Origin of the sequence: Pseudonocardia humida (assembly GCF_023898865.1) — a bacterium.
GTDB lineage: Bacteria > Actinomycetota > Actinomycetes > Mycobacteriales > Pseudonocardiaceae > Pseudonocardia > Pseudonocardia humida.
The window spans coordinates 36098-59467 of the sequence record NZ_JAGSOV010000050.1 but is presented as its reverse complement, the minus strand read 5'-3'; the positions used below and the strand labels follow the sequence as shown (position 1 = coordinate 59467).

Sequence of the window (23370 nt, the reverse complement as noted above, 5' to 3'; positions counted from 1 at the left end):
CTCCGGACGCGGCTCCGTCGGTCAGTCCTCGCCGCGGGCGTACCGGATCGCGTCGCGGATGGCGTCGAGGTCCACGTCGGAGTTCGGGTCGGCCTCCTTCGCCTCGACGAACTGCCACATGAGGTCCTCGGTCGTGGTCCGGCGGGACAACGCGACGAGCTCGCCGCGGACGTACTCGCTGACCGGAACTCCCGTCGCGGCCGCACGCAGGCACAGCGTGTCCCAGGCCTCGGCCGGTAGGGCGTAGGCGTTCGCCAGCGCCGTCGCGTCCCGGTCGATCTCCGGTGGGGGGAGGCGGCGGGTGGGGTTCTCCCGGGCGAAGTCCACCACGTTGTCGATGGGGGCCCGCTCGGTCGCCAGGGTGATCAGCTCGTGCCGGATGTGCTCGGTGACCGACGCGGCGCCCGTCCGACGGGCGCGTCGGTGGAAGAAGTCCGCGGTGTCGGGGGGAAGATCCTCGATGAGGACGGAAACCATCCGGGCATGCTAGGGGCGCGGTGCGGATCGTCGGTGAGCGTGTCGATCGGGTGGCGGCCATCCGCCAGTGCCCACCCGCTACCGGCCGATGCCGAGCCGGAAGACCTGCAGCACGTGCCGCCAGAGCGGGATCCGGTCGCCGTTCCGGTACCTCCGGTCGGGGATGCGCTCGTGTAGCGGTGGGCGCGGCCGCCCCCGGGCACCCGCTCGGCCATCCCGGCCGTCTCCAGCTGCCGGGCCACCACGCTCCCCGCGGCCTTGCCGACCCGAGCACCGCGGCCAGGTCGGTGAGCGTCGACGAGCCCCGCGGCGGCATCAGCCGCCCGCCCGCGACCGGACGGGGATCCGCACCCGGAGCACCGTCTCCCCCGGCCGGGCGTCGATCTCGATCCCGCCGCCGTGGCGGTCGACCACGATGCGGCGGGCGGTGTCGAGACCGAGGCCGGTGCCCTTGCCGACCTCCTTGGTGGTGAAGAAGGCCTCGAAGGCGCGGGCCGCCACGTCCGGCGCCATCCCCGGTCCGGTGTCGGAGATCTCGACGACGACGTCGGCGCCTTCGGACCGGGTCTCGATCCGCAGCGTGCCCGAGCCGTCCATCGCGTCGAGCGCATTGTCGACGAGGTTCGTCCACACCTGGTTGAGCTCGCCGGCGTACGCCTCGATCCGGGGGACGGCGGCGCCGTAGCGGCGCACGACCTGGATCCCGGGTCCCGTCTTGTGGCCGAGCATGACCAGGGTGCTCTCCAGCCCCTCCTGGACGTCGACGTGCTGCAGCGAGGCGCGGTCCATCTGGGAGTAGGACTTGACCGCGGCGACGAGCTCGGACACCCGGCGGGTCGAGTCCTTCACCTCCGCGAGCAGGGCCGCCACGGACAGCGTGCTCGCGACCCACTCCAGGCCCGGCGCGAGCGTCGGTCCGGCGAGCACCTCGGCGGCCCGGTCGCACCACGCCTGGTCGACACCGGCGGCGGCGAGCGCCGGCGCGATCATCCAGTCGCGGTCGACGTCGTGGTCGGCGAGCCAGTCGGTCAGGGCGTCCTCGTGATCGGCCATGGCCAGCGGACCGAGGGCCTCGGCCGGTGGCGCGATCTCGCGGCGCAGCGCCTCGATCGCACCGAACTGCGCGCCCGACACCCCGCCGTCGACGAGCCGGACCACCGACGAGACCAGCGCACCGGTCGCCTCCTCCAGCGCGGCCGACGCCCTGGCCGCGGCGGCCGCCGGGTTGTTGATCTCGTGGGCGAGACCGGCGGCGAGCGTGCCCAGGGTGAGCAGGGAGGCGCGCTGGCGCGCCGTCGACTCGATCGCGCGCGCGGTGCCGAACACCCCTTCCACCAGGTGGGCGCCGAACGGGAACCACGCGCTGGTCCGGTCGCGCAGCACGTCGGCGGGCACCCGCAGCAGCCACCCGTCGAGCGCGCCGCGCCCGGTCGCGAGGTAGACGCCGTGCTGGTCCCACGCCCGGAACCCGCCCGCCCACCGGCCCGGCACGTCCATCCGCCCGACGACGGCGGTCTCGCGCCCGATCCGGCGCACGAGGTCGACGGCACCCTCGACGAGCACCCACCAGGAGTCGGCGGGCTCGCCCTCGCCGAACAGCGCGACGCCCGGCGTGATGCGCACCTCCGCGCCGGCGGCGGCCAGCTCGACGAGCTGGGCGTCGGTCAGGCCGTCGAAGAGGGGCAGGGCGCGCAGGCTCGGCAGGTCCACGTGATCTAGGTCGTCGGGGTGCCACCAGCCGTTGCGCGACGGTCGGTGGCCCCGGCCTCAGCCGACGTAGGCCGCCAGGTGCTCCCCGGTGAGCGTGGAGCGGTCGGCCACGAGCTGGGCCGGCGTGCCCTCGAAGACGACCAGGCCGCCGTCGTGCCCCGCACCCGGCCCCAGGTCGATGATCCAGTCGGCGTGCGCCATGACCGCCTGGTGGTGCTCGATGACGATGACCGACTTGCCGGAGTCGACGAGCCGGTCGAGCAGGCCGAGCAGGTTCTCGACGTCGGCCAGGTGCAGGCCGGTGGTGGGCTCGTCGAGGATGTAGACGCCGCCGTTCTCGCCCATCCGCGTGGCCAGCTTGATCCGCTGCCGCTCGCCGCCGGACAGCGTGGTCAGCGGCTGGCCGACGGTGAGGTAGCCGAGCCCGACGTCGACGAGCCGGTCGAGGATCTTGTGCGCGGCCGGCAGCTTCGCCTCGCCCGCCCGGAAGAACTCCTCGGCCGCGGCCACCGGCATCGCGAGGACCTCGCTGATGTCCTTGCCGCCGAACTTGTAGTCCAGCACCGCCGCGTCGAAGCGGCGGCCCTCGCACAGCTCGCAGGTCGTGGCGACGCCGGCCATCATGCCCAGGTCGGTGTAGATGACGCCGGCGCCGTTGCAGTTGGGGCAGGCGCCCTCGGAGTTGGCGCTGAACAGCGCCGGCTTCACGCCGTTGGCCTTCGCGAACGCCTTGCGGATCGGCTCGAGCAGCCCGGTGTAGGTGGCCGGGTTGCTGCGCCGCGAGCCGCGGATGGCGCCCTGGTCGACCGACACCACGCCGTCGCGGCCGGCCACCGAGCCGTGGATCAGCGAGCTCTTCCCCGACCCGGCCACGCCGGTGACGACCACGAGCACGCCGAGCGGGATGTCGACGTCGACGTCGCGCAGGTTGTGCGTGTTCGCGCCGCGGACCTCGAGCTTCCCCGAGGGCTCGCGCACCGACGGCTTCAGCTTCGCGCGGTCGTCCAGGTGCCGCCCGGTGAGCGTGCCGCTGGCCCGCAGGCCCTCGATCGTGCCCTCGAAGACGATCTCACCGCCCGCGGTGCCCGCGCCGGGACCGAGGTCGACGACGTGGTCGGCGATCGCGATCGCCTCCGGCTTGTGCTCGACGACGAGCACCGTGTTGCCCTTGTCGCGCAGCCGCAGCAGCAGGTCGTTCATCCGCTGGATGTCGTGCGGGTGCAGGCCGATGGTGGGCTCGTCGAAGACGTAGGTGACGTCGGTGAGGGCCGAGCCGAGGTGGCGGATCATCTTGGTGCGCTGCGCCTCGCCGCCCGACAGCGTGCCCGACGGCCGCTCCAGCGACAGGTAGCCCAGCCCGATCTGCACGAACGAGTCGAGCGTGTGCCGCAGCGTGGCCAGCAGCGGCGCCACCGACGGCTCGTCGAGGTCGCGCACCCAGGCGGCGAGGTCGCTGATCTGCATCCGGCAGGCGTCGCCGATGCTGATGCCCTTGATCTTCGACGAGCGGGCGGCCTCGTTGAGCCGGGTGCCGTCGCACTCGGGGCAGGTGGTGAACGTGGCCACCCGCTCCACGAAGGCCCGCACGTGCGGCTGCAGCGAGTCGATGTCCTTGGACAGGTACGACTTCTGGATCTGCGGGATCAGCCCCAGGTAGGTCAGGTTGATGCCCTCGACCTTGATCTTGGTCGCTTCCTTGTGCAGCAGGTCGTCGAGTTCGCGTTGGGTGTAGTCGCGGATCGGCTTGTCCGGGTCGAACCAGCCGCACCCGCGGTAGATGCGCCCGTACCAGCCCTCCATGCTGTAGCCGGGGATCGTGATCGCGCCCTCGTTGAGCGACTTGCCCGCGTCGTAGAGCGCGGCCAGGTTGATGTCGTTGACCTGGCCCCGGCCCTCGCAGCGCGGGCACATCCCGCCGGTGATGCTGAACTCCCGGCGCTCCTTGACCTGCTTGCCGTCCTTCTCGAAGGTGACCGCGCCGGCGCCGCTGATCGAGGCGACGTTGAACGAGAACGCCTGCGACGAGCCGATGTGCGGCTGCCCGAGGCGGCTGAACAGGATGCGCAGCATCGCGTTGGCGTCGGTGGCGGTGCCGACCGTGGAGCGCGGGTCGGCACCCATCCGCTCCTGGTCGACGATGATCGCGGTGGTCAGCCCGTCGAGGACGTCGACGTCGGGACGGGCCAGCGTGGGCATGAAGCCCTGCACGAAGCTGCTGTAGGTCTCGTTGATCATCCGCTGGGACTCGGCGGCGATCGTGGCGAACACCAGCGAGCTCTTCCCCGACCCGGAGACCCCGGTGAACACCGTCAGCCTGCGCTTGGGCAGTTCGACGCTCACGTCCTTGAGGTTGTTCTCGCGGGCACCGTGCACGCGGATCAGGTCGTGGGTGTCGGCGACGTGCTGCTGGGACGGCGGCGTACCCGTCCGCATGGCCGTGCTCATGGGGTCTCCAGGGGTCGGGGCGGCGGGACGGATCAGCGCACCTCGAAGATGCGGATCATGTTGCCGGCGGGGTCGCGGAACGCGCAGTCGCGCACGCCCCACGGCTGGTCGGTGGGTTCCTGAACGACCTCGGCGTCGCCGGACTGCAGCCTTTCGAACGTGCCGTCGAGGTCCTTCGTCGCCAGGTTGATGCCGGCGTAGGTGCCCTTGGCCATCATCTCGGTGATGGTCTTGCGCTCGTCGTCGGTGATGCCGGGGTCGGCGGCCGGCGGGGCCAGCACGATGGACGTGTCGGGCTGGCCGGGCGGCCCGACGGTGATCCAGTGCACCCCGCCGTACTCGACGTCGTTGCGCACCTCGAAGCCGAGGGTGTCGCGGTAGAAGGTCAGCGTGGCCTCCGGGTCCTCGTGCGGGAGGAAGGCCTGGTGGATGGTGAGGTCCATGGCGGTCACGCTAGGTGCGGCGCGGGGGCCGGTGCTTCTCGATTCCTGATCGGTCTGGTCACCTGCTTCGCCACGCACGGCGGCATCCCCGCCGCCTCCTCCGCCGCCTCCCGGCGGTAGACGCTGGGCGGCACCCCGACCAGCTCGGCGAAGCGGGTGCTGAAGGTGCCCAGCGAGGAGCACCCGACGGTGAAGCACACCTCGGTGACGCTGAGGTCGCCGCGACGCAGCAGCGCCATCGCGCGCTCGATGCGCCGCGTCATCAGGTAGGAGTACGGCGACTCGCCGTAGGCGAGCCGGAACTGGCGGCTCAGGTGCCCGGCCGACATGTTGACGCCCCTGGCGAGCGCCTCCACGTCCAACGGCTGCGCGTACTCGCGGTCGATCCGGTCGCGGACACGACGCAGCAGCGCGAGATCGCGCAGGCGCTGCGCGGCGTCGGGTCTTCCCGTCACCCGGCTCATCGTGCCACGCCAGCCGGCCCGAGCGATGCAGCCCATCCGTCCGGGGGCACGTGGCGGGCAGCGTGACCGGCTCTCGTACCTCCGGTCCCAGAAGGGCGGGTGGGCGTCGGCGGTCGGCGGCGGTGCCTGCGGGCGTGGACTGGGCCGCCGGGACGTAGGTCGCCGGGTCGGGCCCGTCGTCGCCGCGGTAGTCGAAGGGATCGCTCGTATACGCGTGCCCGGTCGGCGTCGTCCACGTGATCCGCCCGTCCGGGTGCTGGCGCACCGACCACCCCGGAGCCTCGAACGTGTATTCGATGATATCGAAGCAAGCGGGGGCCAGGCCACCATCTAACCGTTCGCCATAAGATTGGCGGTGGCTACTGATAGCCTGTGGAAGCCGTCTGCGCGCTGAACCCGAAATCGCCTCCGGCACCGCCTACTCGAATTCTCGCAAAGGAGTCGGGTAGTCAAGGGCAAGCCGACCCGAACCGCAGGCGCGCCGGCGCCGAGGAACGGAAGCGGCGCGGCAGCGGGAACCAAGCCGCCCCCGGCCACGCGCGTAGAACCAGCCCCGGACGGGAACCCCTCGCGAGCACCGACCCAGAGGGAGATCCGCATGTCGCAGCAGACCCTCGATCCCGACACCGACCACAGCCGGCGCCCCCACCGCACGCCCGTCAAGGCCATCGTCGCGATCGTCGTCGTCGGGATCGTCGCGCTCGTCGGCGTGCAGGTCCTCTCCTCGTTGCCCTCCTTCGAGCAGCGGACCGTCGACCGCAGCACCGAGCCGCTGATGGTCGCGCTGGAGGACATCTCCGAGTACCACGCGGCCACCGGCACGTTCCAGGTGCTGGTCGACGTGGAGAAGGACACCCCGTGGGTGCCCGACGCGATCAGCGGCGAGCGCACGACGCTGTTCGCCACCGGCCACGCCGACGCCCTCGTCGACTTCTCCGGGCTCGGGCCGGAGCGGATCACCGTCTCCCCCGACGGCGACGCCGTGACGATCACACTGCCGCCGCCGACCGTCGCCGCGGCCACCCTCGACCCCGCGAACAGCCGGATCGTCGACCGCGACCGGGGCCTCGCCGAGCGCATCGGGGGCGCCCTGGCCGACAACCCCGTGCAGGACGAGGAGCTCTACCTGCTCGCCACCCAGAAGCTCGACGAGGCCGCGCGGCAGAGCGACCTGCCCGCCCGGGCCGAGGAGAACACCCGGCAGATGCTCACCGCGCTGACCAGCTCGCTGGGCTTCCCGCAGGTCACCGTGACGTTCGCGGACGTCAGGTGAGGAACTCCCGCACCAGCCGCCCCGCGGTCTCCCGGCACTCCTCGAAGTAGGCGTGCCGGGCCCCGGGCAGCAGCACGAGGCGGGCGTCGGGGATGCGCTCGACGAGCAGGTGGGCGTTGGCGACCGGGTTGAACACGTCCTGGTCGCCGTGCAGGACGAGGGTCGGCGCGGTGATGTCGACGAGCGCGTCCCAGGAGTCGTGCTCGGCACTCGCGCGCAGGTGGCGGCGGCGGGCGTGCGGCGGCATGTCGGGGTCGCCGAGGGTCCAGTAGGGGCCGGGGTGGGTGGCGATCCAGTCCGGCGTGTACATCAGCTCCAGCAGGGCCCGCCGGTTGCGCTCGGCGTCCGGCGTGGCCAGCGAGCGGCGGACCTCGGCGCTGCGCTCGACGCCGTGCGCCCCGCCCGGCGTCGTGCAGCCCAGCACCAGCCTGCGCACCCGGTCCGGGTGCCGGGCGGCGACCCACTGCGCCACCCGCCCGCCCATGGACGTGCCGTAGACGTCGGCCCGCTCGATCCCCAGCGCATCGAGCACCGCCACCGCGTCCTCGGCGAACCCGATCGTGCTGAAGGGGGCGTCGGGCTTGTCGCTGTCGCCGGTGCCGCGCCAGTCGAGCGTCACCGTCGTCCGGTAGGCCTCGAAGTCGGCGCGCACGCCCGTCCACCAGCGGTGCGACCCGGCCTGCCCGGCGAGCAGCAGCAGCGGCGGACCGGCCCCGCCCACCTGGTAGGCGATCCGACAGCCGTCCGGGGCGAGGGCGACGGGCACGGCGGTGATCCTCGTCCACCGCCGGCCGATCGACGCGGCGCGGGTGGGTCTCGACGCACGGTTGTGCTGAATCGACCACGCTGAGCGACGATCGATGGAAGCATCCGGCGTGACACGATGGAGTCCGAGCTACTGAGGTGATCGCTTGGCGTACCCCGAAGACCGACCGGCCTTGCGCCCGGCCACCGAGATGCCGTCGTTCGACGATCTCGCTCGCGAACAGGGCGTCGAACCGGTCGCCTCGCCTGCCGACCTGGCTCGACCCGACCTGTGGGAATCCGACGAGGAGTACGACGACTTCCTGGTCGACCTCTACGCCTCCCGTCGGTCCGGTCTGGCGTGCCCCCGCTCGTCCTGGACACCGACGTGGCGTCGGCGGTCCTGAAGGGGCGCGTGCCCGATCCACTGCTCCGGCACGCGGGGGCGACGCGGCTGGCCGTCACGTTCGTGACCGTCGGGGAACCCACCCAGTGGACCCACCTCCGTCGCTGGGGGTCCCGCCGCCGAGCCGACCTCGACCGCTTCTTCCGGCAGGACGTCGTCGTGCTCCCCTACACCCTCCAGGTGGCGACGATCTGGGGTGAAGTCCAGGCCCACGCCCGGCTGCGCGGTCGGCCCCGCCCGGTCAACGACGCGTGGATCGCCGCCTGCTGCCTCGCGTCCAGCTCCCCCTCGCGACCCTCAACACCAAGGACTTCGCCCACTTCGCCGAGCACGAGGGCCTGCACCTGCTCGGCTGACCGTCACCCGCCCGCCGCCGGGCACGCCTCGATCACGTGCACCCCGCCGGTCGTCGGCACCACCCGCTCCAACCGCAGCCCGGCCCCCTCCAGCAGCCGTGCGTACTCCCGCCGCGTGCGCTCGCGCCCGTGCAGCAGCGCCAGCATGTGCAGGTCCATCCGGACCGCGGCCGGGTCGTCGACGGCGCGCTCGGGCAGCAGGGCCTCGACGAGCAGCAGCACTGCCGTGTCGGGCATGGCGCGGCGGCAGGTGCGCAGGATGGTGGTGGCCTCCGCGTCGTCCCAGTCGTGGATGACGCGGGAGAGCAGGTAGGCGTCGGCGCCGGGGGGCACGCGGGTGAAGAAGTCGCCGCCGACGTGCGGCAGCGTCGCCCCCGCGACGACCTCTGGCCGGTCGAACAGCGTCCCGGACAGCGCCGGGTTGGCGGCCAGCACCGCGGCCAGCAGCAGGCCGGGGCCGCCGCCGACGTCGACGAGGGTGCCGAACCCGGAGAAGTCGTAGGCCGCGACGACCGCGGCCGCCTCCCGCCGCGACCGCGCCACCATCGACGCCTGGAACGCCGCGCCCTGCTCGGGGTGCGCGGCGAGGTGGGCGAAGAACGGCCTGCCGTGCGCCAGCTCGAACGGCGTGCCGCCGGTGCGGGTCGCGGCCAGCAGCCCGGCCAACGCCGTGTAGTACAGCCCGCCGCGGGCGCGCACCGCGCCGCGCATCGAGGACGGGTGGCCGGCGTCGAGCAGCTCGCCAAGCGGGGTGCGGGCGAAGCGGCCGTCGGGCAGCTCGTCGAGCACGCCGTCGGCGGCCAGGCCCCGCAGCACCCGGTGCAGGACGGCGCGGTCGGCGCCGACCTCGTCGGCCAGCTCGGCGGCGCGGCGCGGCCGCGCGGCCAGCGCCTCGGGTAGTCGCAGCTCGACGGCGACGTGCAGCAGCTGGGTGGCGAGGTAGCCGTCGGCCAGCCGGGACAGGGCGTCGGCAGGAGTCGTCATGGGGATCGGGAGCGCCCGCGGTGGCACCTGGATACCGTCGGCGGCCGCGACGACAGGGAGGATCCCGTAGCCGGCCGTCGGTATCATGATCCGGTCTCGGCACCTCGTCCTGTCGAGCCGGGCCCGGGGTCGGCTACGGTTTCGGGGGAAGGTGGGTGGGATGAACGCGTTCCTCGAGGTGTGGCGCTCCGGCGGGGCGGAGCTCGTGCAGCTGGGTACCGAGCGCATCACGGTCGGTCGGTCGGACGGCAACACCATCGTGCTGTCCGACGACAGCCAGGTGTCCCGCGTGCACGCGGTCGTCGAGCAGCTCGCGGGGTCGTGGAGCGTGCGCGACGTGAACTCGCGCAACGGCACGTTCCTCAACGGCAGCCGGGTGTCGGGCGAGGCCCGGCTCAGCGCCGGCGACGAGCTGCGCATCGGCCGGACCCGGATCGTGCTGCGCGCCGACCGCACCGCCGACGACCCCGGCATGACCGAGGCCCAGGCGGCCCCGCCGACGCTCACCCCGCGCGAGCGCGACGTGCTGATCGCCCTGTTCACGCCGCTGACCGGTTCGGAGATGTTCAGCGAGCCCGCCTCGACGCGGCAGATCGCGCAGGCGCTGTGGGTCAGCGAGGCCGCGGTCAAGCAGCACCTGCTGCGGCTCTACGACAAGTTCGGCGTCACCGGCGAGGGCGAGCGCAGGCGCACCCGGCTGGCCAACGAGGCGCTGCGCCGCGGCGCCATCACGCTGGCCGAGGTCCGCGCGGCGGCCGCCGCCAAGGCCGACTGACCCGGTAGGACGCGAAAAGGCGGTAGGGCCCGGCCGCCCCCGTGGCCGGGCCCTACCGCTTCCCCCCTCGCTGCCGTCAGCTCGTGCCGACGGTGACGTCCCCGCTGGTCGTGCGCGCCCGGACCGTGGAGCTGGCGCCCGGGTCGTCGCGGACGTCGACGTCGGTGTCGCCGCTGACCGTCGCCGTCTCCACCCGGTACGACCCCGCGTCGGGCAGGACGACCCGGACGTTCCCGCTGACCGAGCGCACCTCCAGCGACACCGGGCGCTCGCCGAGGCGCACCTCGACGTCGCCGCTGGCCGTGTCGGCGACCGTGGTCGGCGAGCGGTGCTCGGCGACCAGGATCGAACCGCTGGCGCTGCGCGCGGTCAGCGGACCGGCCAGGCCGGTGGTGGCCAGGTCGCCGCCGGCGCCGCCGATCGCGACCGAGGTGTCGCGCGGGACCGCGATCTCGTAGTCGATCCGGCACGGGCCGCGCGGCGAGTCCACCGGGCACTCGGACTCGATGCGCAGGACGTCGCCGTCGTGGCGGACGGCCTCGACCGGGGCGTCGGGCTCGCGGTGGATGCGGCGGGTGACGGTGACGGCCGGGTCGTCGGAGCCGATGACGCTGACCCGCCCCGCGTCGGTCGACACCTCCAGCACCGCCACCGGCCCGGTGATCTGCTCGGTCGTCACCTCGGTCGGCGCGGGCTCCCCGGGCCGCGAACCGACGACGACGCTCCCCCCGCCGTCCTCGGCGTCCTCGACGTCGACCGGGTCCTCGACGTCCGACCCCTCGTCGGACGTCGAGAGCCCGGACGTCGAGCCGGTGTCCGGGAACGTGACCCCGGCCGGCTCGACCTGCTGCGGGGCGGGCGCCTGCCCGCAGCCGGTCAGGGCCACCGCGGCGGCGGCCAGCGCCAGCAGTGGTACCAGGCGGAACTGCGCGGAACGGGATCCCGGGCGCCGGGACGCGGACTCGGACATCGACATCACCCCTCGACAACGAGTGTCGGGGGTGCGGGGCGACCCCGGCAGTTGCCCGGCGGGCGGAATGACGCGACGAGCGGGTAAGGCCCGTCTTACCGGACGGCAACCCCGCCGGCGCAGGCCCCGCCCCGCCCGTGGGTCAGGGGGGTGGGCCTTCGCCGGTGTAGGCGTCGACGGCGAAGACCGCGCTGCTCAGGCTCCCGACGTACACCAGCCCGCCGGCGACGGCGGGCGCGGAGTCGTCGAGGGGGCCGGGGGTCTCGTAGCGCCAGCGGGGGGCGCCGCTGCGCAGGTCGACCGCGTGCAGGGAGCGGTCGGCGCTGCCCGCGTAGACGATGTCGTCGCCGATCGCGGGCGAGGAGCGGATGCCTCCCCCGGTGGCGTACGCCCAGCGCCGCCGCCCGGTGTCGGCCTCGAGGGCGTAGAGGTTGGCGTCGTCGCTGCCGACGTAGACCACGCCGCCGTCCACAACCGGCCCGGACACCACACCGCCCTCGGCCCAGAACTCCCAGTTCAGCGTCCCGGAGGCGGCGTCGAGGCAGCGGACGCGGTAGTCGTCGGCGCCGATGAACACCTTGTCCTCGACGACCGTCGGGGACGAGTCGACGGTGCTGGTCGTCGGGTGGCGCCAGCGCTCGACGCCGGTCGCGGCGTCGACGGCGTAGATGTTGGAGTCGCGGCAGCCGACGAAGACGGCCCCACCGGCGACGGCGGGTGAGGAGTTGAACCAGTCGCCGCCGGCGAACGCCCAGCGCTGCTCGCCGGTGGCGGCGTCGAAGGCGCGCAGGGTGGCGTCGCGGCTGCCGACGTAGACCACGCCGCCGGCCACGGTCGGCGAGGAGTGCACGACCCCGCCCGCCGCGGCCGACCAGCGGCCCTTGCCGGTGGCGGCGTCGACGGCGTGCAACTGCTCGTCGTTGCTGCCCACGTAGACGACACCGCCGGCGATGGTGGGCGAGGAGGTGACCGGGCCGCGGGTCGGGTAGCGCCAGACCTCGGTGCCGCCCGCGGCGTCGAGGGCGTAGAGCACGCTGTCGTTGCTGCCGATGTAGACGACGCCGTCGGCGACCAGCGGCGAGGAGTAGATCTTGTCGCCGGTGGCGAAGGTCCACGGGCCGGCGGCGTCGATCAGGCCGGCCAGCTTGAGCCCGCCCCACACCGCGCCGCCGGTCACCGCGACGGCGGCCGTCGCGGCTCCGCCGATCAGCAGCCGGCGGCGGGACACCCCGCGTGGCGCGGGCGGTGCGGGGGTGTCGATCGGGCCGCTGGGGTGGTCGGTGCGCACCGGCCCGCTGATCACCGCGGCCGGGGCGGGCCGGGCCTGACCGGGGCCGGGCGGCTGCGGGCCCGTCGGCCACGGGAGCGGCGGACCGGCCGGGCGGGGCCCGGTGCGCGGCGGCTCCCCCGTCCGCGGACCCGGCTGCGGGCCGGTGGGCGGGCGCGGGACCGGGCTGGGGCGGAGCGCGCCGCTCGACCCCGTGCCGGGCACCGGGAACGGCTGGGAACCGGTGCGCGAGGTCAGCAGCGCGCGGGCGGCGGCGGCCATCCGACCCGCCGACGAGTAGCGCTCGGTGGGGCTCTTGGCCATCCCGGTCGCCACGACCTCGTCGAAGCCGACGGGCAGGTCGGGGCGGCTCGCGGACGGGCGCGGCGGCGGCGTGTTCAGGTGCGCGTTGATCGCCGCGGGCAGGCTCTTCGCCGGGAACGGCCGGCTGCCGACCAGGCACTCGTAGAGCACGCAGGCCAGCGAGTACACGTCGACGCGCAGGTCCCAGTCGTCGCCGGTGAGCCGTTCGGGGGCCATGTAGCCGGAGCTGCCCATGGCCAGCCCGGCCGCGCTGAGGGTCGGCCCGTCCACGGAGCGGGCGATGCCGAAGTCGACGAGGTAGGCGACGCCGCGGTCGGTCACCGTCACGCCGTCCGGGCCGGGCCGCCCGACCAGCAGGATGTTGGACGGCTTGACGTCGCGGTGCACGAGCCCTTCGCCGTGCGCGGCGTCGAGCGCGTCGGCGATCTGGGAGACGACGTCGACGGCGCGCCCGACGCTCTGCGGGCCCTTCGCCAGCACCTTCGCCAGGTCCTGGCCCTCGACCAGGCGCATGTCGATGTAGAGCTGGCCGTCGATCTCGCCGTAGTCGTGGATGGGGATGATGTGCGGCTCGCGCAGCTGCGCGACCAGCGCGGACTCCCGCTGGAACCGGGCCCGGTACTCCTCGTCGACGGCGAGCTGGCGGGGTAGCCGCTTCAGCGCGACGACCCGGTTGCGGGAGGTGTCGTGGGCGCGGAAGACCTCGCCCATGCCGCCGGAGCCGATCAACGCATCGAGCCGGTACGGCCCGAATACCTCACCCTCCACGCCCGTCGTTCCCCCACCTCGGTGTCCGCGGGCCTCCGCACCCAGCGCCGTCACCCGGTCGGTGGACGTCGTGCCCGCCTCGATCGTCGCACGGTGTCAGTCGGGCTCGTAGGCCTGGATGCGCATCCCGGCCAGGTCGACCTGCTCGACCACGCGCAGGTGCTCGCCGAGCCTGCTGGTGACGATCCGGTCGGGGTCGGTGTAGCCGTCGTGGCTGAGCACCAGCCACACCCGCGGCCTGCCCTCGGTGAGCTGGTCGAGCCGGGGGATGTCGGTGGGCGCCATCTTCGGCTCCAGCACCCCGCGGTCGAACGGGTCGACGGGCAGCCCGTGCATCTCGACCGGCTCGCCACCGGTGCTGCGGTAGTAGTAGGCGAAGGCCAGCTCGGTCCAGCCCGCGCTGAACAGCAGCGCGTCACCGGGTCCGGCCCGGTCGGCGACGTAGAGGGCCGCGCCGCGCCAGTCCTCGACGCCCCCGGCCCGGTAGTAGGTGACGAGCGAGAGGGCGTTGACGGCGAGCAGCGCCGCGGTCGCCGCGGCGAGCACCGGGCGCGGCCGCAGCCGCAGCAGCCCGATGCCGAGGAGCAGCGTCAGCGGCAGGGAGGTCCAGATCAGCGTCTGCGAGTAGAAGATCGGCCGGCGCACGCTGACCAGCAGCTCGCCCACCACCGGCCCGACGACCAGCAGCACCAGCAGCACCAGCAGCTCGGGGCGATGGCGCAGGTGCCACGCGGCCAGCCCGACCAGCACCGCGCAGCCGACGAGCAGCGGCACCGTCACCGCCCCGGGTGCGTAGGCGCTGAGCAGGTCGCGGAAATGGTCGAGGACGGTGCGCGCGGTCGGTGGGGCGATCCAGAACTCGGCGTCGACCCGACCGGTCTGGGCCGCGAAGCCGGGCAGCCACGGCAGCCACAGCACCGCCACCGCGACCAGCCCGGCCAGCCACAGCCGCAGGTCGGTGCCGGGGCGGCTGACCGCGCCGAGCCTGCCCAGCGGGGCGGTGCCGTCGGGGTCGAACCCCCGGCGCCGCTCGGCGACCACCCGGCCGAGTGCCACGACCGCGGTGAACACGACGAGCGTGGCCGGCAGCAGCACGCCGGTGTTGTGGCTGAGCATGGTCAGCACCGTGGCCACGACGAACCCGGCCCAGGTCAGCAGCGTCGCGCGGACGCCGCGGCCACCGGTCAGCAGTCGCACCATGCACAGCAGGGCGACGGCCGCGAAGAACGTCATCATCGCGTACATGCGGCCCTGCTGGGCGTACCAGACGTGCAGCGGGGAGACCGCCTGCAGCCCGGCGACCAGCAGGCCCAGCCCGCGCCCTCCGACCTCGCGGCCCACCAGGTACAGGACCGGCACGGCGGCGGCCGAGAACAGCGCCGAGAAGCTGCGCAGCGCGATCTCCCCGCTGAGCGGGTCGATCCAGAAGTGCAGCAGCGAGTAGTACAGCGGCGGGTGCGTGTCGATCTGCAGGGTCGTGCGCCAGATCTGGCCCGGGTCGAGGTTGGCGATCCAGACGCTGAACGACTCGTCCAGCCACAGGCTCTTGGACCCGATCAGGGTGAACCGCAGCACGAGCCCGACCAGCGTGATCGCGCCGACCAGCAGCAGCGTCGCGCGCCGGGTCGAGCGCGGCGGTTGGTGCGGGACGATGACGACGGTGGCGGTGTCCCCGGGGCGCTGCGCCGGTGATCCGCCCGGGAGCTCGTCCACCGCTCACTCCCCCGCGACGGTGAGCACGGTCAGGTCGTTCGACCGCTCGCTGACGACGTAGACGCGGGTGCCGTCGGCCGACACCACCACCGACACCGGCGCGTCGCCGACCGGCACCGGGTCGCCGATCGGGGCGCCGTCGGCGTCCAGGACGGCCAGCGCGTCGTCGTCGCGGACGGTGACCAGGACGCGGCTGCCGTCCGGGACGACGGTGACGCCGGACGGCTTGGTGCCCACCGCGGTCGGGGTGCCCACCACCTGCCCGGATGCGGTGTCGACCACCGAGACGGTGCCCTCGGCCTGGTTGGTGACGTAGAGCCGCTCGCCCGACGGGCTGAACGCCGCCCCCAACGGCCCCTCCCCGACGTCGACGGTGCCGATCACCGCGCCCGACGCGGTGTCGATGACCGAGCAGGCGCCCGCGGCGAACTCCGGGACGTAGATCCGGCTGCCGTCCGGGCTGAGGGCCAGGCCGAACGGGCTGTCGCCGACCGGGATCGGCGGCCCGGCAACCTGGTCGGTGGCCGCGTCGACCACCGTCACGTCGTCGGAGTCGGCGTTGCCGACGTAGACCCGCGCGCCGTCGGGCGAGACGGCGAGGCCGTCGGGGAACTGGCCCACCGGGACCGACGCGGTCACCGTCGCGGTGGCGGTGTCGATCACCGAGAGGTCGTCGGAGCCGTTGTTGGTGACGTAGACGCGGGCCCCGTCCGGGCTGACGGCCACGCTGTTGGGCATGTCGCCGACCGGGATCGGGTCGCCGACGGTCTGCGCGGCCGCGGTGTCGATGACCGAGACGGTGTCGGCGCCGAGGTTGGTGACGTAGGCGCGGGTGCCGTCGGGCGAGAGCGCCACCTCCGCCGGGGCGATGCCCACCGGGATGGCGGCGACCTGGGTGAAGGGCGCGTTGCCCGCGGCCAGCAGGCGTGGCAGGAACACCGCGGAGGCCACCACCAGCAGCCCGAACACCACGATGGCCGCCAGCCAGGCCAGCCGGCCGCGGCCACCGCCGCTCCCGCCCGCGCGCGGGCTGGTGATCGTCTCGGTGGCGTCGGGGTCCGGGCGGACCGCCTCGGCCTCCGGGCGCGGCGGCGCCGGCTTGATCGCGGGTCGCGGCGGCGGGGTCGGCGCGCGCCGGATCCGGACGGTCTGCCCGGCGGCGCCCCGGGCGATCGGCTCGGCCTTCGGCAGCGGCTGCGCCGGGCGGCGCACCCCGGGCCGGGTGGGGTCGGTGGAACCGGGCGGCGGGGGCGACGACGCCACCGCGGGTGTGCCCGCCGACGGCGACTGCGACGGGCGCGGCCGCGGCGTCGTCGGCAGGTCCACCGGGTTGTGGCCCGGCGCCTCCGACGGAGGCGGTCCGGCCGGTCGGGGCCGCGGCTGGGTCGACGGTCGCGGCCGCGGCCGGCCCCCCGGCCCGCCCTCCCCCGGACGGCCGGACGGGGTGCCCGGCGGCGGGGTGTCGGACCGCGGCGGGCCCGGGCGCGGGAACGGCGACGGGCGTCCCGGTCCCGGCGCGCGCCCGGGCCGGGACACGACCGTGCGGTCGTCGACGCCCGCACCCGGCCGGTCCGGACCCGGCCGGGGCGGGACGACGGGCCCGGACTCGGTCTCCGGGTCGGACTCCGACGGGTGGGGCAGCGGCGGGACGACCGGCGACATCTCGGTCTCCGGGTCGCGCGGGTCCACCGGGACCCCAGCCCGCGCCACGATCGGCGACATCTCGGTCTCGGGGTCGGAGCGGGTGCGCTCGACCAGCGACTCCGGCGACGCGCCGGGCGGCACCACCGGGGACATCTCGCTGTCCGGGTGGGACGTCCCGGCCGAGGCCGCCGCACGCTCGGCGGCCGCTCGACCGGCCGCGGCCCGGTCGGCCGCGGCCTTCCGCGCGGCGAGCTCGGCGGCGATCTCCGCGGCGACCCGCCGGGCGGCGGCGGCCTTCTCGGCCGCCGCTTCCAGGGCGGCGACCCGCTCCGCCTCGGCCTTCTCCGCGACGATCCTCTCGGCCTCGACACGCGCAGCCTCAACACGCGCGGCCTCGACCCGCGCGGCCTCGACGCGCTCCGCTTCGGCCTTCTCGTCCGCGGCAGCCTTCTCCGCAGCGGCCTTCTCCGCGGCGACCCGCTCCGCCTCGACGCGCTCCGCGTGGGCCCTCTCCTCCGCGGCAGCCTTCTCCGCCGCGACCCGCTCCGCTTCGGCCTCCGCCGCCGCGACCCGCTCCGCTTCGGCCTCCGCCGCCGCGACCCGCTCGGCCTCGGCCTTCGCCGCCGCAGCCCGCTCGGCCTCGGTTCTCTCGGCGGCGGCCTTCTCCGCGGCGGCCTTCTCGGCCGGCTCACCCGCGTCCGGCTGGACGCTCCCGCCCGTGCCGACCTCACCGGTTCGCGCCGCCCCGGCTCCGAACCGGGCCTCTGGCAGCTCCGCGCGCGGCGGCGGCGCCATCCCGAACGAGTCGACCTCGGGGTCGAGCTCGACCAGGTCGGCGGCGGCGTCCGATGTGGATGGCGGCGGGTCGGCCGGGCGCGGCGGTTCCACCCGTTCGGTCCCGGGGGCGGGCCGCGGTGGCGGGCGCAGCGACTCGACCGGGGGCACGACCGGCCCCAGCTCCGTGGCCGGGTCCGGGACGGGGCGCGGCGGCTGGCCGACCGGCCCACGTGCCGGGCCCGGCCGCGGCTGCGGTCGGCGGCGGACGACGGTGACCACGTCGTCGGGGTTGCGCGGCGGCGGGGCGGGGGCGCGCTCGAGCACGGCCCTGGCCGCGTCCGCGAACTCGCCCGCGCTGGAGAAGCGCGCGTTGGGCAGCTTCGCCATGCCGGTCACGACCACCTGGTCCATGCCGGGCGGGAGGTCGCGGCGCAGGTCCGACGGCCGCGGCGCGGGCGCCTTCATGTGGGCCTGCAATAGCGTCAGCAGGTCGTCGGAGGGGAAGGGCCTGCGCCCGGTGAGGGCCTCGTACAGCAGGCAGGCCAGCGAGTAGACGTCGGCGCGGGAGTCCCAGTCGTCGCCCATCATCCGCTCGGGCGCCATGTAGGCGGCGCTGCCCACGGCCAGGCCAGGCCGGCTCAGCGTGGTGCCGCCGAGGGTGGCGGCCACGCCGAAGTCGACCAGGTAGACGAACCCGCGGGAGGCGGCCTCCTCCGGCGACGGGCCGACCAGCAGCGCGTTGGACGGCTTGACGTCGCGGTGCACCAGCCCCTCGGCGTGCGCGGCGTCGAGCGCGTCGGCGATCTGGGAGACCACGTCGACCGCGCGCTCCACGCTGAGCTGGACGCGCTTGAGCACGGTGGCCAGGTCGGCGCCCTCGACCAGGCGCATGTCGATGTAGAGCTGGCCGTCGATCTCGCCGTAGTCGTGGATGGGGATGATGTGCGGCTCGCGCAGCATCGCGGCCAGCGCCGACTCCCGGCGGAACCGCTTGCGGTACTCCGGGTCGGTGACCAGGTGCTTGGACATCCGCTTCACCGCGACGACGCGGTTGCGCCGGGTGTCGAACGCACGGAAGACCTCGCCCATGCCGCCGCGGCCGATGATCGTGTCGAGCCGGTAGGGCCCGAAGAGCTCCGGTTCAGCCACGTGCCGGCCCGCCGGGGTCGGGACGACCGTCAGCAACCGGCACCGTCGACCCCCCTGTCCGTCGCGGCCGGGCACGTGCCGGCCGCCTGCTCCGCGCGGGCCGCCGCCCGCTCGGGTGCGAGCTCGGTGCGCACCGCGGCCGCCAGCCACGGGCCCACCTCGTCGCGTTCGCTCGTGCTGAGGTGCGCGGTGTCGGAGGACGGATGGCCGAACTCGATCACCTCAGCGCACACCCCGCCCGGACACACTAGAGCCTCCACGTCGAGCGGAACGAGCGTCGGGTGCGTCGCCACGGCCTCGGCGACGAGCGCGTTGAAGCAGCGCGCCGCGCCGGTGCCCGCACGGGCGTCGGCGAGCAGCACCGGCGCCGCGTCCGGGCCGGTGCCCAGTGCGCGCACGGCGTCGTCGAGCAGCTGCCGGTAGAAGGTCCGGAAGCCGGGTCGGCAGGGGGTGGGCGCGGAGGCGGGCACGCGGGCGGGGGCGGCGTCGGAGCCCAGGTCGAGCAGCACGGCCACCGGCCGGAGCGCGGCGACCTCGTCGCGCCAGCGCGCGGCCCATCCCGCGCACGGCGGCTGGGCGGGCCCGGGCAGCTGGGCCCAGGCGCTCAGCCGGGCCCGCTCGGGTTCGGGCAGCCCGGTGGGCAGCAGCCCGCAGCCGGGCCGGGTGGCGTCGCGGACGGCGTAGGCGTCGCCCGCCGCGGCCAGCGCGGCGGCCAGGTCGCCGCCGGTGGAGCCGCCGAGCACCAGCACTACCGGGCGGTCGGCGCGGGGCGGGCCGGGCAGCTGCGGGGGCACGTCGGTGCCGCGCAGGAACAGCCCCGCGCCGCCGGCGCCGACCGCGAGCACCGCCAGCACCACGAGCGGGACGGAGGCGTACGCCCGCCAGCGGGCCCGCCAGCGCCGCAGCAGCCCGTCCTGCAGGAGCAGGCCGACCAGCCAGGCCAGCGCGGTCCCGACGAGCAGCAGCGCGGCCGGGCGCACGGTCGGCACGCCCCGCTGGACCAGCCAGAACGCCGGCAGGTGCAGCAGGAGCAGCGGGTAGGCCACCCGTCCGAGCTCCAACGGCAGGCCGCGGCCCAGCGCGGCGGCCACGGGGCCGTGGCCGGGCAGCTGGACGGCGAGCAGCAGCAGCGCCGCGCCCGCCGCGGCCCCGGTCGGGCCGCCCCGGCGCAGCCAGTCGACGGGGTACCAGGTGGCGAGCACGGCCAGCGCGACGAGCCCGCCGACCCCGACCACGGCCAGCACCGGGGCGACCCAGGCGGGGATCCGCCGCCCGTGCAGCCCGACCGCGGCGACCGCGGCCACCGCGCCGAGCAGGAACTCCGCGGCCCGCACGTGCGTGCCCAGCGCCAGCTCGGCGACCGGCGCGCCGCCGGCGGTGCGCAGCGGGCCGACCAGCCAGGCCAGGTACGCCAGCGCCACCAGCGCCGGCAGCAGCCGGGTCAGCGCCGCGCGCCGGGTGCGGACCCGGAGCAGCGCGCGCAGCGGGACCAGCACCAGCGGCCAGCCCAGTCCCAGCTGGACCAGCAGCCCGACCAGCCACAGCACGCCCAGCGGGTCGACGGTGCCGGGGCGGTCGGCGTACCAGTCGCGGGGCAGGCCGTGGGCGTCGAGCAGGCCCGTGCGCTCGGCGTGCAGCCACCAGTTGCCCCCGCCGGGCAACCCGGCCAGCGCGTCCAGCCCGGCCTGCGCGGCCGGCTCGGGACGGCCGGCGGCCGCGGCCAGCAGCACCACCCCCAGCACGATCGCCAGCAGCGCCACGCGGTGCCCGAGCTGCTGGCCGTACCAGGCCCGCAGCGGCGCCCGACCCTCGACGACCGCGGCCTCCAGCAGGGCGTGCGTCACCCGGAAACCGGCGACCGCGAGCAGCAGGTCGGCGCCCAGCAGCTCGACGGTGAACCCGCCGCTGCCCTGCAGCACGACCAGCAGGACGGCCAGGCCGCCGAGCGCGAGCACGGGTCGGGGTGGCGCCGCCGGGGTACCGACCCCAGTGGCGTCTCGAGTCACGGCACGGCCCCCCAGGACGCGAAGCAGTCGCGCATGGTGCGCTCCGCCTCCCGGCCGAGGAACGAGTCGTGCAGGTCGCCCGCCGGGTCGGCGCCTGCGGGGTCGACGTCGAACTCGATCTTCCACAGGTACAGCCCGGCCAGCTCGCGGTCGCGCGCCACCTGGCAGGCCGCGGCCAGCCAGCGCCGCTGCACCCCCTGGTCGAGCGGGGCGCCCTCGGTGTGGGGCACCGCGGGGTTGTCCACCGTGCGCGCCTCCGCGGCCGCGCCGACCTCGTAGAGCAGCAGGCCGGGGCGGGGCGGGGCGGCGTCGTCGAGCCAGGCCCGCCAGGCCGCGGTCATCTCCGGCACCGACGCCGTCGGGGCGACGCCGAGCTGCGGGTAGGCGTCGATGCCCACGGTGTCGGCCGGCACGCCGTCAAGGGCCTCGGCGTAGGCGTCCCAGTTGGCCGCGTAGCCGATCTCGCCGGAGTACACCGTCCGCGCGTGCTCGACCAGCGGACCCCAGTGCGGGTCGGCCTGCAGGCTGTTGAGCTCGGCGGCCACGACGACGGTGTCGACGTCCTCCCGCTCGGCCACGGCCAGGTACGGGTCGAGGAACGCCCGGTAGGAGGCGTACCAGGCGTCCCGGTCCGCCGGGTCGAGCCGACCGCGCCAGTCCAGGCTGTCGCGCGCGATCAGGTTGGCCTCGTCCAGCAGCGGGCGCACGGTGGTGCGCAGCCCGATCTCCCTGGCCTCCGCGAGCACGATGGCCAGCCGCTCCGGGCTCGGCGTGCGCTCGTCGACGTACACGCCGCTGGCGTCGACGGCGTCGGTGAAGAACGGGAACGACACCGAGACGGCGTTGGCCTCCATCCCGACGACGTGGTCGAGCACCCGGCGCGCCTTGAGCCGCACGACGTCGTCGGTGTCAGCCGGGGTGTCGACCCAGTAGACCTGCACCCCGAGCTGGGGGCGGCCGGGTTGCCACGGGTGGGAGACAACGGGCCCGGCCGGCTCGCCCGCGGCGCTCGCGGCCGCCGGCGCCCCCGGGGCGGTCCAGCTGGCGGTGGCCGCGGTCAGCACGACGACCGCGCCCGCCGCCCAGCGCCAGCCCCGCGTCCAGCCGCTCACCGCGGTTTCGCGATCACGGCGAACGCGGTCTCGCCGCCGCGCAGGAACAGCACGGCCCCGCGCAGCACGCCCGCCGCCTCCCACAGGGAGAACACCGGCATCAGCGCGACGACGGCGATGCGCTCCCAGAACCGCCTGCGCGGGTCGGCCGAGACCCGGCAGTTGAGCTTGAGCCCCTCCCAGTACGTCCAGACCTGGTAGCCGAAGTTGACCGCCCACAGCGGCAGCACCGCGCCGGCCACCGGCAGGGTCGCCAGGTCGCCCAGCAGGGCGCCGACCACCAGGATGACCCCGACGTGCTGCAGCGGCCCGATCGCCCAGATCACCATGTTGTGGATCAGCAGCAGCCGCTCGCGCAGCGGGATCGCGCGGTTGGCGGCCAGCTCCATGAGCCCCCACGCCCAGCGCTCGCGCTGCTTGACGAAGTCGTGCACCGACACCGGGGCGGCCCCCAGCGAGCGGGCCGGGAACCAGCCGCTGCGCCCGGGGAACGCCTGGCAGAAGTTGAGCGCGAACTGGGCGTCCTCGACCATCGCCCGGGGCCCGAAGTCCCAGCCGATGGCCGCCTCCACCGAGGCCCGCACCAGCAGCAGCTCGCCGTGCAGCCCGGCCCGCGGGGTGCCGCGGCCGGTGGACACGGCGAACACGCTCACGTCCGAGGCGGGGCGCACGGCGTCGGCCAGCCACAGGAGCCGGTGCGCGCCGTGCTCGCGGGGGTAGGTCAGCACGCCCTGGCCCAGGTGCAGCGCGTCCGGGCCGCGCTGGGCCAGCACGAACCGGGCCAGCTCGCGGGCGGTGTGCGCGTCGACGCCGGTGTCGTCGTCCATGTGCAGGACCCAGACGTCGTCGCCGACCTGGCCCTCGGCGACGCGGCGGATGCCGGCGTAGTGGTTGGCCCTGGCCTTGAACCGGGTGCCGGCCGGGGTCCGGTAGGCCGCGGGCACGGTCAGCACCCGCACCATCGGCAGGGTGGTGGCCAGCAGGTGGATCGCCGCGGCGGCCTCGCAGCCCTCCTCGACGACGACGTCCACGCGCAGCCGGGCGAACGCCGTCGGCAGGTGCTCGACGTAGGAGCGCACGACCCGCTCCAGGGCCGGGTAGGTGTCGTGGCGGCCGATGGTCGGCACCACCACCAGCAGGAACTCGTCGCGCACCAGCGGGGGCGCGGGCTCGTCGGCGGCGCGGCGGGTGGTGCGCCGGGTGCGCAGGGCGCCGGCCAGGCCGAGCAGCGAGGTCAGGATGGGCGCCGTCCACAGCACCGTGGTCACCCAGCTCAGCACGCCGGGGCTCTGGTGGTGCTGCCAGGCCCAGGTGGAGAAGCCGAGGGAGCAGGTGAGCACGACGAGGAAGGCGGCGATGCCGGGGCGGACCGGGCTGGGGCGGCCGGTGGGTCCGGGGTCGGTACCGAGCGGGGCGGGAGCCGGGGGGAGCGTGGCGGGGAGCGCGGGTGTGGGGGCGGGGAGGACGGCGCGGAGGGTGACCGTCGCGTTCTCGGGGTCTGCGGCCCTCAGGGACGACACGGGCCCGGTCCCTGGCATGTGTCCGCTCCGTTCCGGGCGAGCG

Annotated in this window: 17 protein-coding genes and 1 pseudogene; 4 read left to right on the top strand and 14 right to left on the bottom strand. The window is 75.1% G+C overall.

Annotation, left to right across the window (positions count from 1 at the left end; all coding sequences use genetic code 11):
• Window positions 1-21: 21 nt before the first annotated feature.
• The 5 genes from KDL28_RS24040 to KDL28_RS24020 form a co-directional block, all read right to left on the bottom strand.
• Window positions 22-477, bottom strand: coding sequence for a hypothetical protein (locus tag KDL28_RS24040; RefSeq protein ID WP_252441749.1), 456 nt, complete (start codon window positions 475-477; stop codon window positions 22-24).
• Between the two features lie 315 nt (window positions 478-792).
• Window positions 793-2187 carry a sensor histidine kinase gene (locus KDL28_RS24035; protein ID WP_252441748.1) on the bottom strand — a complete coding sequence of 465 codons (1395 nt, stop codon included), beginning with the start codon at window positions 2185-2187 and terminating at the stop codon, window positions 793-795.
• A 57-nt stretch (window positions 2188-2244) separates the two neighbouring features.
• Window positions 2245-4632 carry an ATP-binding cassette domain-containing protein gene (locus tag KDL28_RS24030; protein WP_252441747.1) on the bottom strand — a complete coding sequence of 796 codons (2388 nt, stop codon included), beginning with the start codon at window positions 4630-4632 and terminating at the stop codon, window positions 2245-2247.
• Window positions 4633-4664: 32 nt separating this feature from the next.
• The gene (locus tag KDL28_RS24025) at window positions 4665-5075 is read right to left on the bottom strand and encodes a VOC family protein (RefSeq protein ID WP_252441746.1); all 411 of its coding nucleotides are present in this window, start codon (window positions 5073-5075) and stop codon (window positions 4665-4667) included.
• 5 nt (window positions 5076-5080) lie between these two features.
• Window positions 5081-5539: a helix-turn-helix transcriptional regulator gene (locus tag KDL28_RS24020; protein WP_372497053.1), complete on the bottom strand. Its 459-nt coding sequence runs from the start codon at window positions 5537-5539 to the stop codon at window positions 5081-5083.
• A 598-nt stretch (window positions 5540-6137) separates the two neighbouring features.
• Here KDL28_RS24020 and KDL28_RS24015 point away from each other — a divergent pair.
• The gene (locus KDL28_RS24015; protein ID WP_252441744.1) at window positions 6138-6812 is read left to right on the top strand and encodes a DUF4230 domain-containing protein; all 675 of its coding nucleotides are present in this window, start codon (window positions 6138-6140) and stop codon (window positions 6810-6812) included.
• Here the strand turns inward: KDL28_RS24015 and KDL28_RS24010 are convergent.
• A complete protein-coding gene (locus tag KDL28_RS24010; protein ID WP_252441743.1) occupies window positions 6805-7578 on the bottom strand; it encodes an alpha/beta fold hydrolase in 774 nt (257 codons plus the stop codon). The two genes, KDL28_RS24015 and KDL28_RS24010, sit on opposite strands and share 8 nt — an antisense overlap.
• A gap of 145 nt (window positions 7579-7723) precedes the next feature.
• Here KDL28_RS24010 and KDL28_RS24005 point away from each other — a divergent pair, with 145 nt between their 5' ends.
• Entirely contained in the window at window positions 7724-7963 is a 240-nt protein-coding gene (locus KDL28_RS24005; protein WP_252441742.1) for a hypothetical protein, read from the top strand.
• A pseudogene (locus KDL28_RS42175) lies at window positions 7849-8181 on the top strand (PIN domain-containing protein); the annotation flags it as partial. The gene KDL28_RS24005 and the pseudogene KDL28_RS42175, both read left to right, overlap by 115 nt.
• A gap of 140 nt (window positions 8182-8321) precedes the next feature.
• Here KDL28_RS42175 and KDL28_RS24000 read toward each other — a convergent pair.
• The gene (locus tag KDL28_RS24000; RefSeq protein WP_252441741.1) at window positions 8322-9302 is read right to left on the bottom strand and encodes a methyltransferase; all 981 of its coding nucleotides are present in this window, start codon (window positions 9300-9302) and stop codon (window positions 8322-8324) included.
• A 160-nt stretch (window positions 9303-9462) separates the two neighbouring features.
• Here KDL28_RS24000 and KDL28_RS23995 point away from each other — a divergent pair, with 160 nt between their 5' ends.
• Entirely contained in the window at window positions 9463-10077 is a 615-nt protein-coding gene (locus KDL28_RS23995) for an FHA domain-containing protein (RefSeq protein WP_252441740.1), read from the top strand.
• A gap of 76 nt (window positions 10078-10153) precedes the next feature.
• On the opposite strand, the gene KDL28_RS23990 is transcribed toward KDL28_RS23995, so the two are convergent.
• From KDL28_RS23990 to KDL28_RS23955, 7 genes are all read right to left on the bottom strand, one after another.
• Window positions 10154-11047 carry a DUF4097 family beta strand repeat-containing protein gene (locus tag KDL28_RS23990; RefSeq protein WP_252441739.1) on the bottom strand — a complete coding sequence of 298 codons (894 nt, stop codon included), beginning with the start codon at window positions 11045-11047 and terminating at the stop codon, window positions 10154-10156.
• Between the two features lie 142 nt (window positions 11048-11189).
• Window positions 11190-13406 (bottom strand): outer membrane protein assembly factor BamB family protein, encoded by a 2217-nt coding sequence (locus KDL28_RS41140; protein ID WP_308216053.1) that lies wholly within the window; start codon window positions 13404-13406, stop codon window positions 11190-11192.
• Between the two features lie 96 nt (window positions 13407-13502).
• The gene (locus KDL28_RS23975; protein WP_252441738.1) at window positions 13503-15119 is read right to left on the bottom strand and encodes a glycosyltransferase family 39 protein; all 1617 of its coding nucleotides are present in this window, start codon (window positions 15117-15119) and stop codon (window positions 13503-13505) included.
• 3 nt (window positions 15120-15122) lie between these two features.
• The gene (locus KDL28_RS23970) at window positions 15123-18689 is read right to left on the bottom strand and encodes a serine/threonine-protein kinase (RefSeq protein WP_252441737.1); all 3567 of its coding nucleotides are present in this window, start codon (window positions 18687-18689) and stop codon (window positions 15123-15125) included.
• A 29-nt stretch (window positions 18690-18718) separates the two neighbouring features.
• Window positions 18719-20644 (bottom strand): hypothetical protein, encoded by a 1926-nt coding sequence (locus tag KDL28_RS23965; RefSeq protein ID WP_252441736.1) that lies wholly within the window; start codon window positions 20642-20644, stop codon window positions 18719-18721.
• Between the two features lie 47 nt (window positions 20645-20691).
• Entirely contained in the window at window positions 20692-21807 is a 1116-nt protein-coding gene (locus tag KDL28_RS23960; RefSeq protein ID WP_252441735.1) for a glycoside hydrolase family 113, read from the bottom strand.
• Window positions 21804-23327, bottom strand: coding sequence for a glycosyltransferase family 2 protein (locus tag KDL28_RS23955; protein WP_252441734.1), 1524 nt, complete (start codon window positions 23325-23327; stop codon window positions 21804-21806). Before KDL28_RS23955 ends, KDL28_RS23960 begins: the two co-directional genes overlap by 4 nt.
• Between the last annotated feature and the right edge of the window lie 43 nt (window positions 23328-23370).

Coding starts and splice junctions, on each gene's coding strand:
- KDL28_RS24030 (WP_252441747.1), bottom strand. CDS start 4,632: ATGAGCACGGCCATGCGGACGGGTACGCCGCCGTCCCAGCAGCACGTC.
- KDL28_RS24020 (WP_372497053.1), bottom strand. CDS start 5,539: ATGAGCCGGGTGACGGGAAGACCCGACGCCGCGCAGCGCCTGCGCGAT.
- KDL28_RS24040 (WP_252441749.1), bottom strand. CDS start 477: ATGGTTTCCGTCCTCATCGAGGATCTTCCCCCCGACACCGCGGACTTC.
- KDL28_RS24015 (WP_252441744.1), top strand. CDS start 6,138: ATGTCGCAGCAGACCCTCGATCCCGACACCGACCACAGCCGGCGCCCC.
- KDL28_RS23995 (WP_252441740.1), top strand. CDS start 9,463: ATGAACGCGTTCCTCGAGGTGTGGCGCTCCGGCGGGGCGGAGCTCGTG.
- KDL28_RS24025 (WP_252441746.1), bottom strand. CDS start 5,075: ATGGACCTCACCATCCACCAGGCCTTCCTCCCGCACGAGGACCCGGAG.
- KDL28_RS23990 (WP_252441739.1), bottom strand. CDS start 11,047: ATGTCCGAGTCCGCGTCCCGGCGCCCGGGATCCCGTTCCGCGCAGTTC.
- KDL28_RS24000 (WP_252441741.1), bottom strand. CDS start 9,302: ATGACGACTCCTGCCGACGCCCTGTCCCGGCTGGCCGACGGCTACCTC.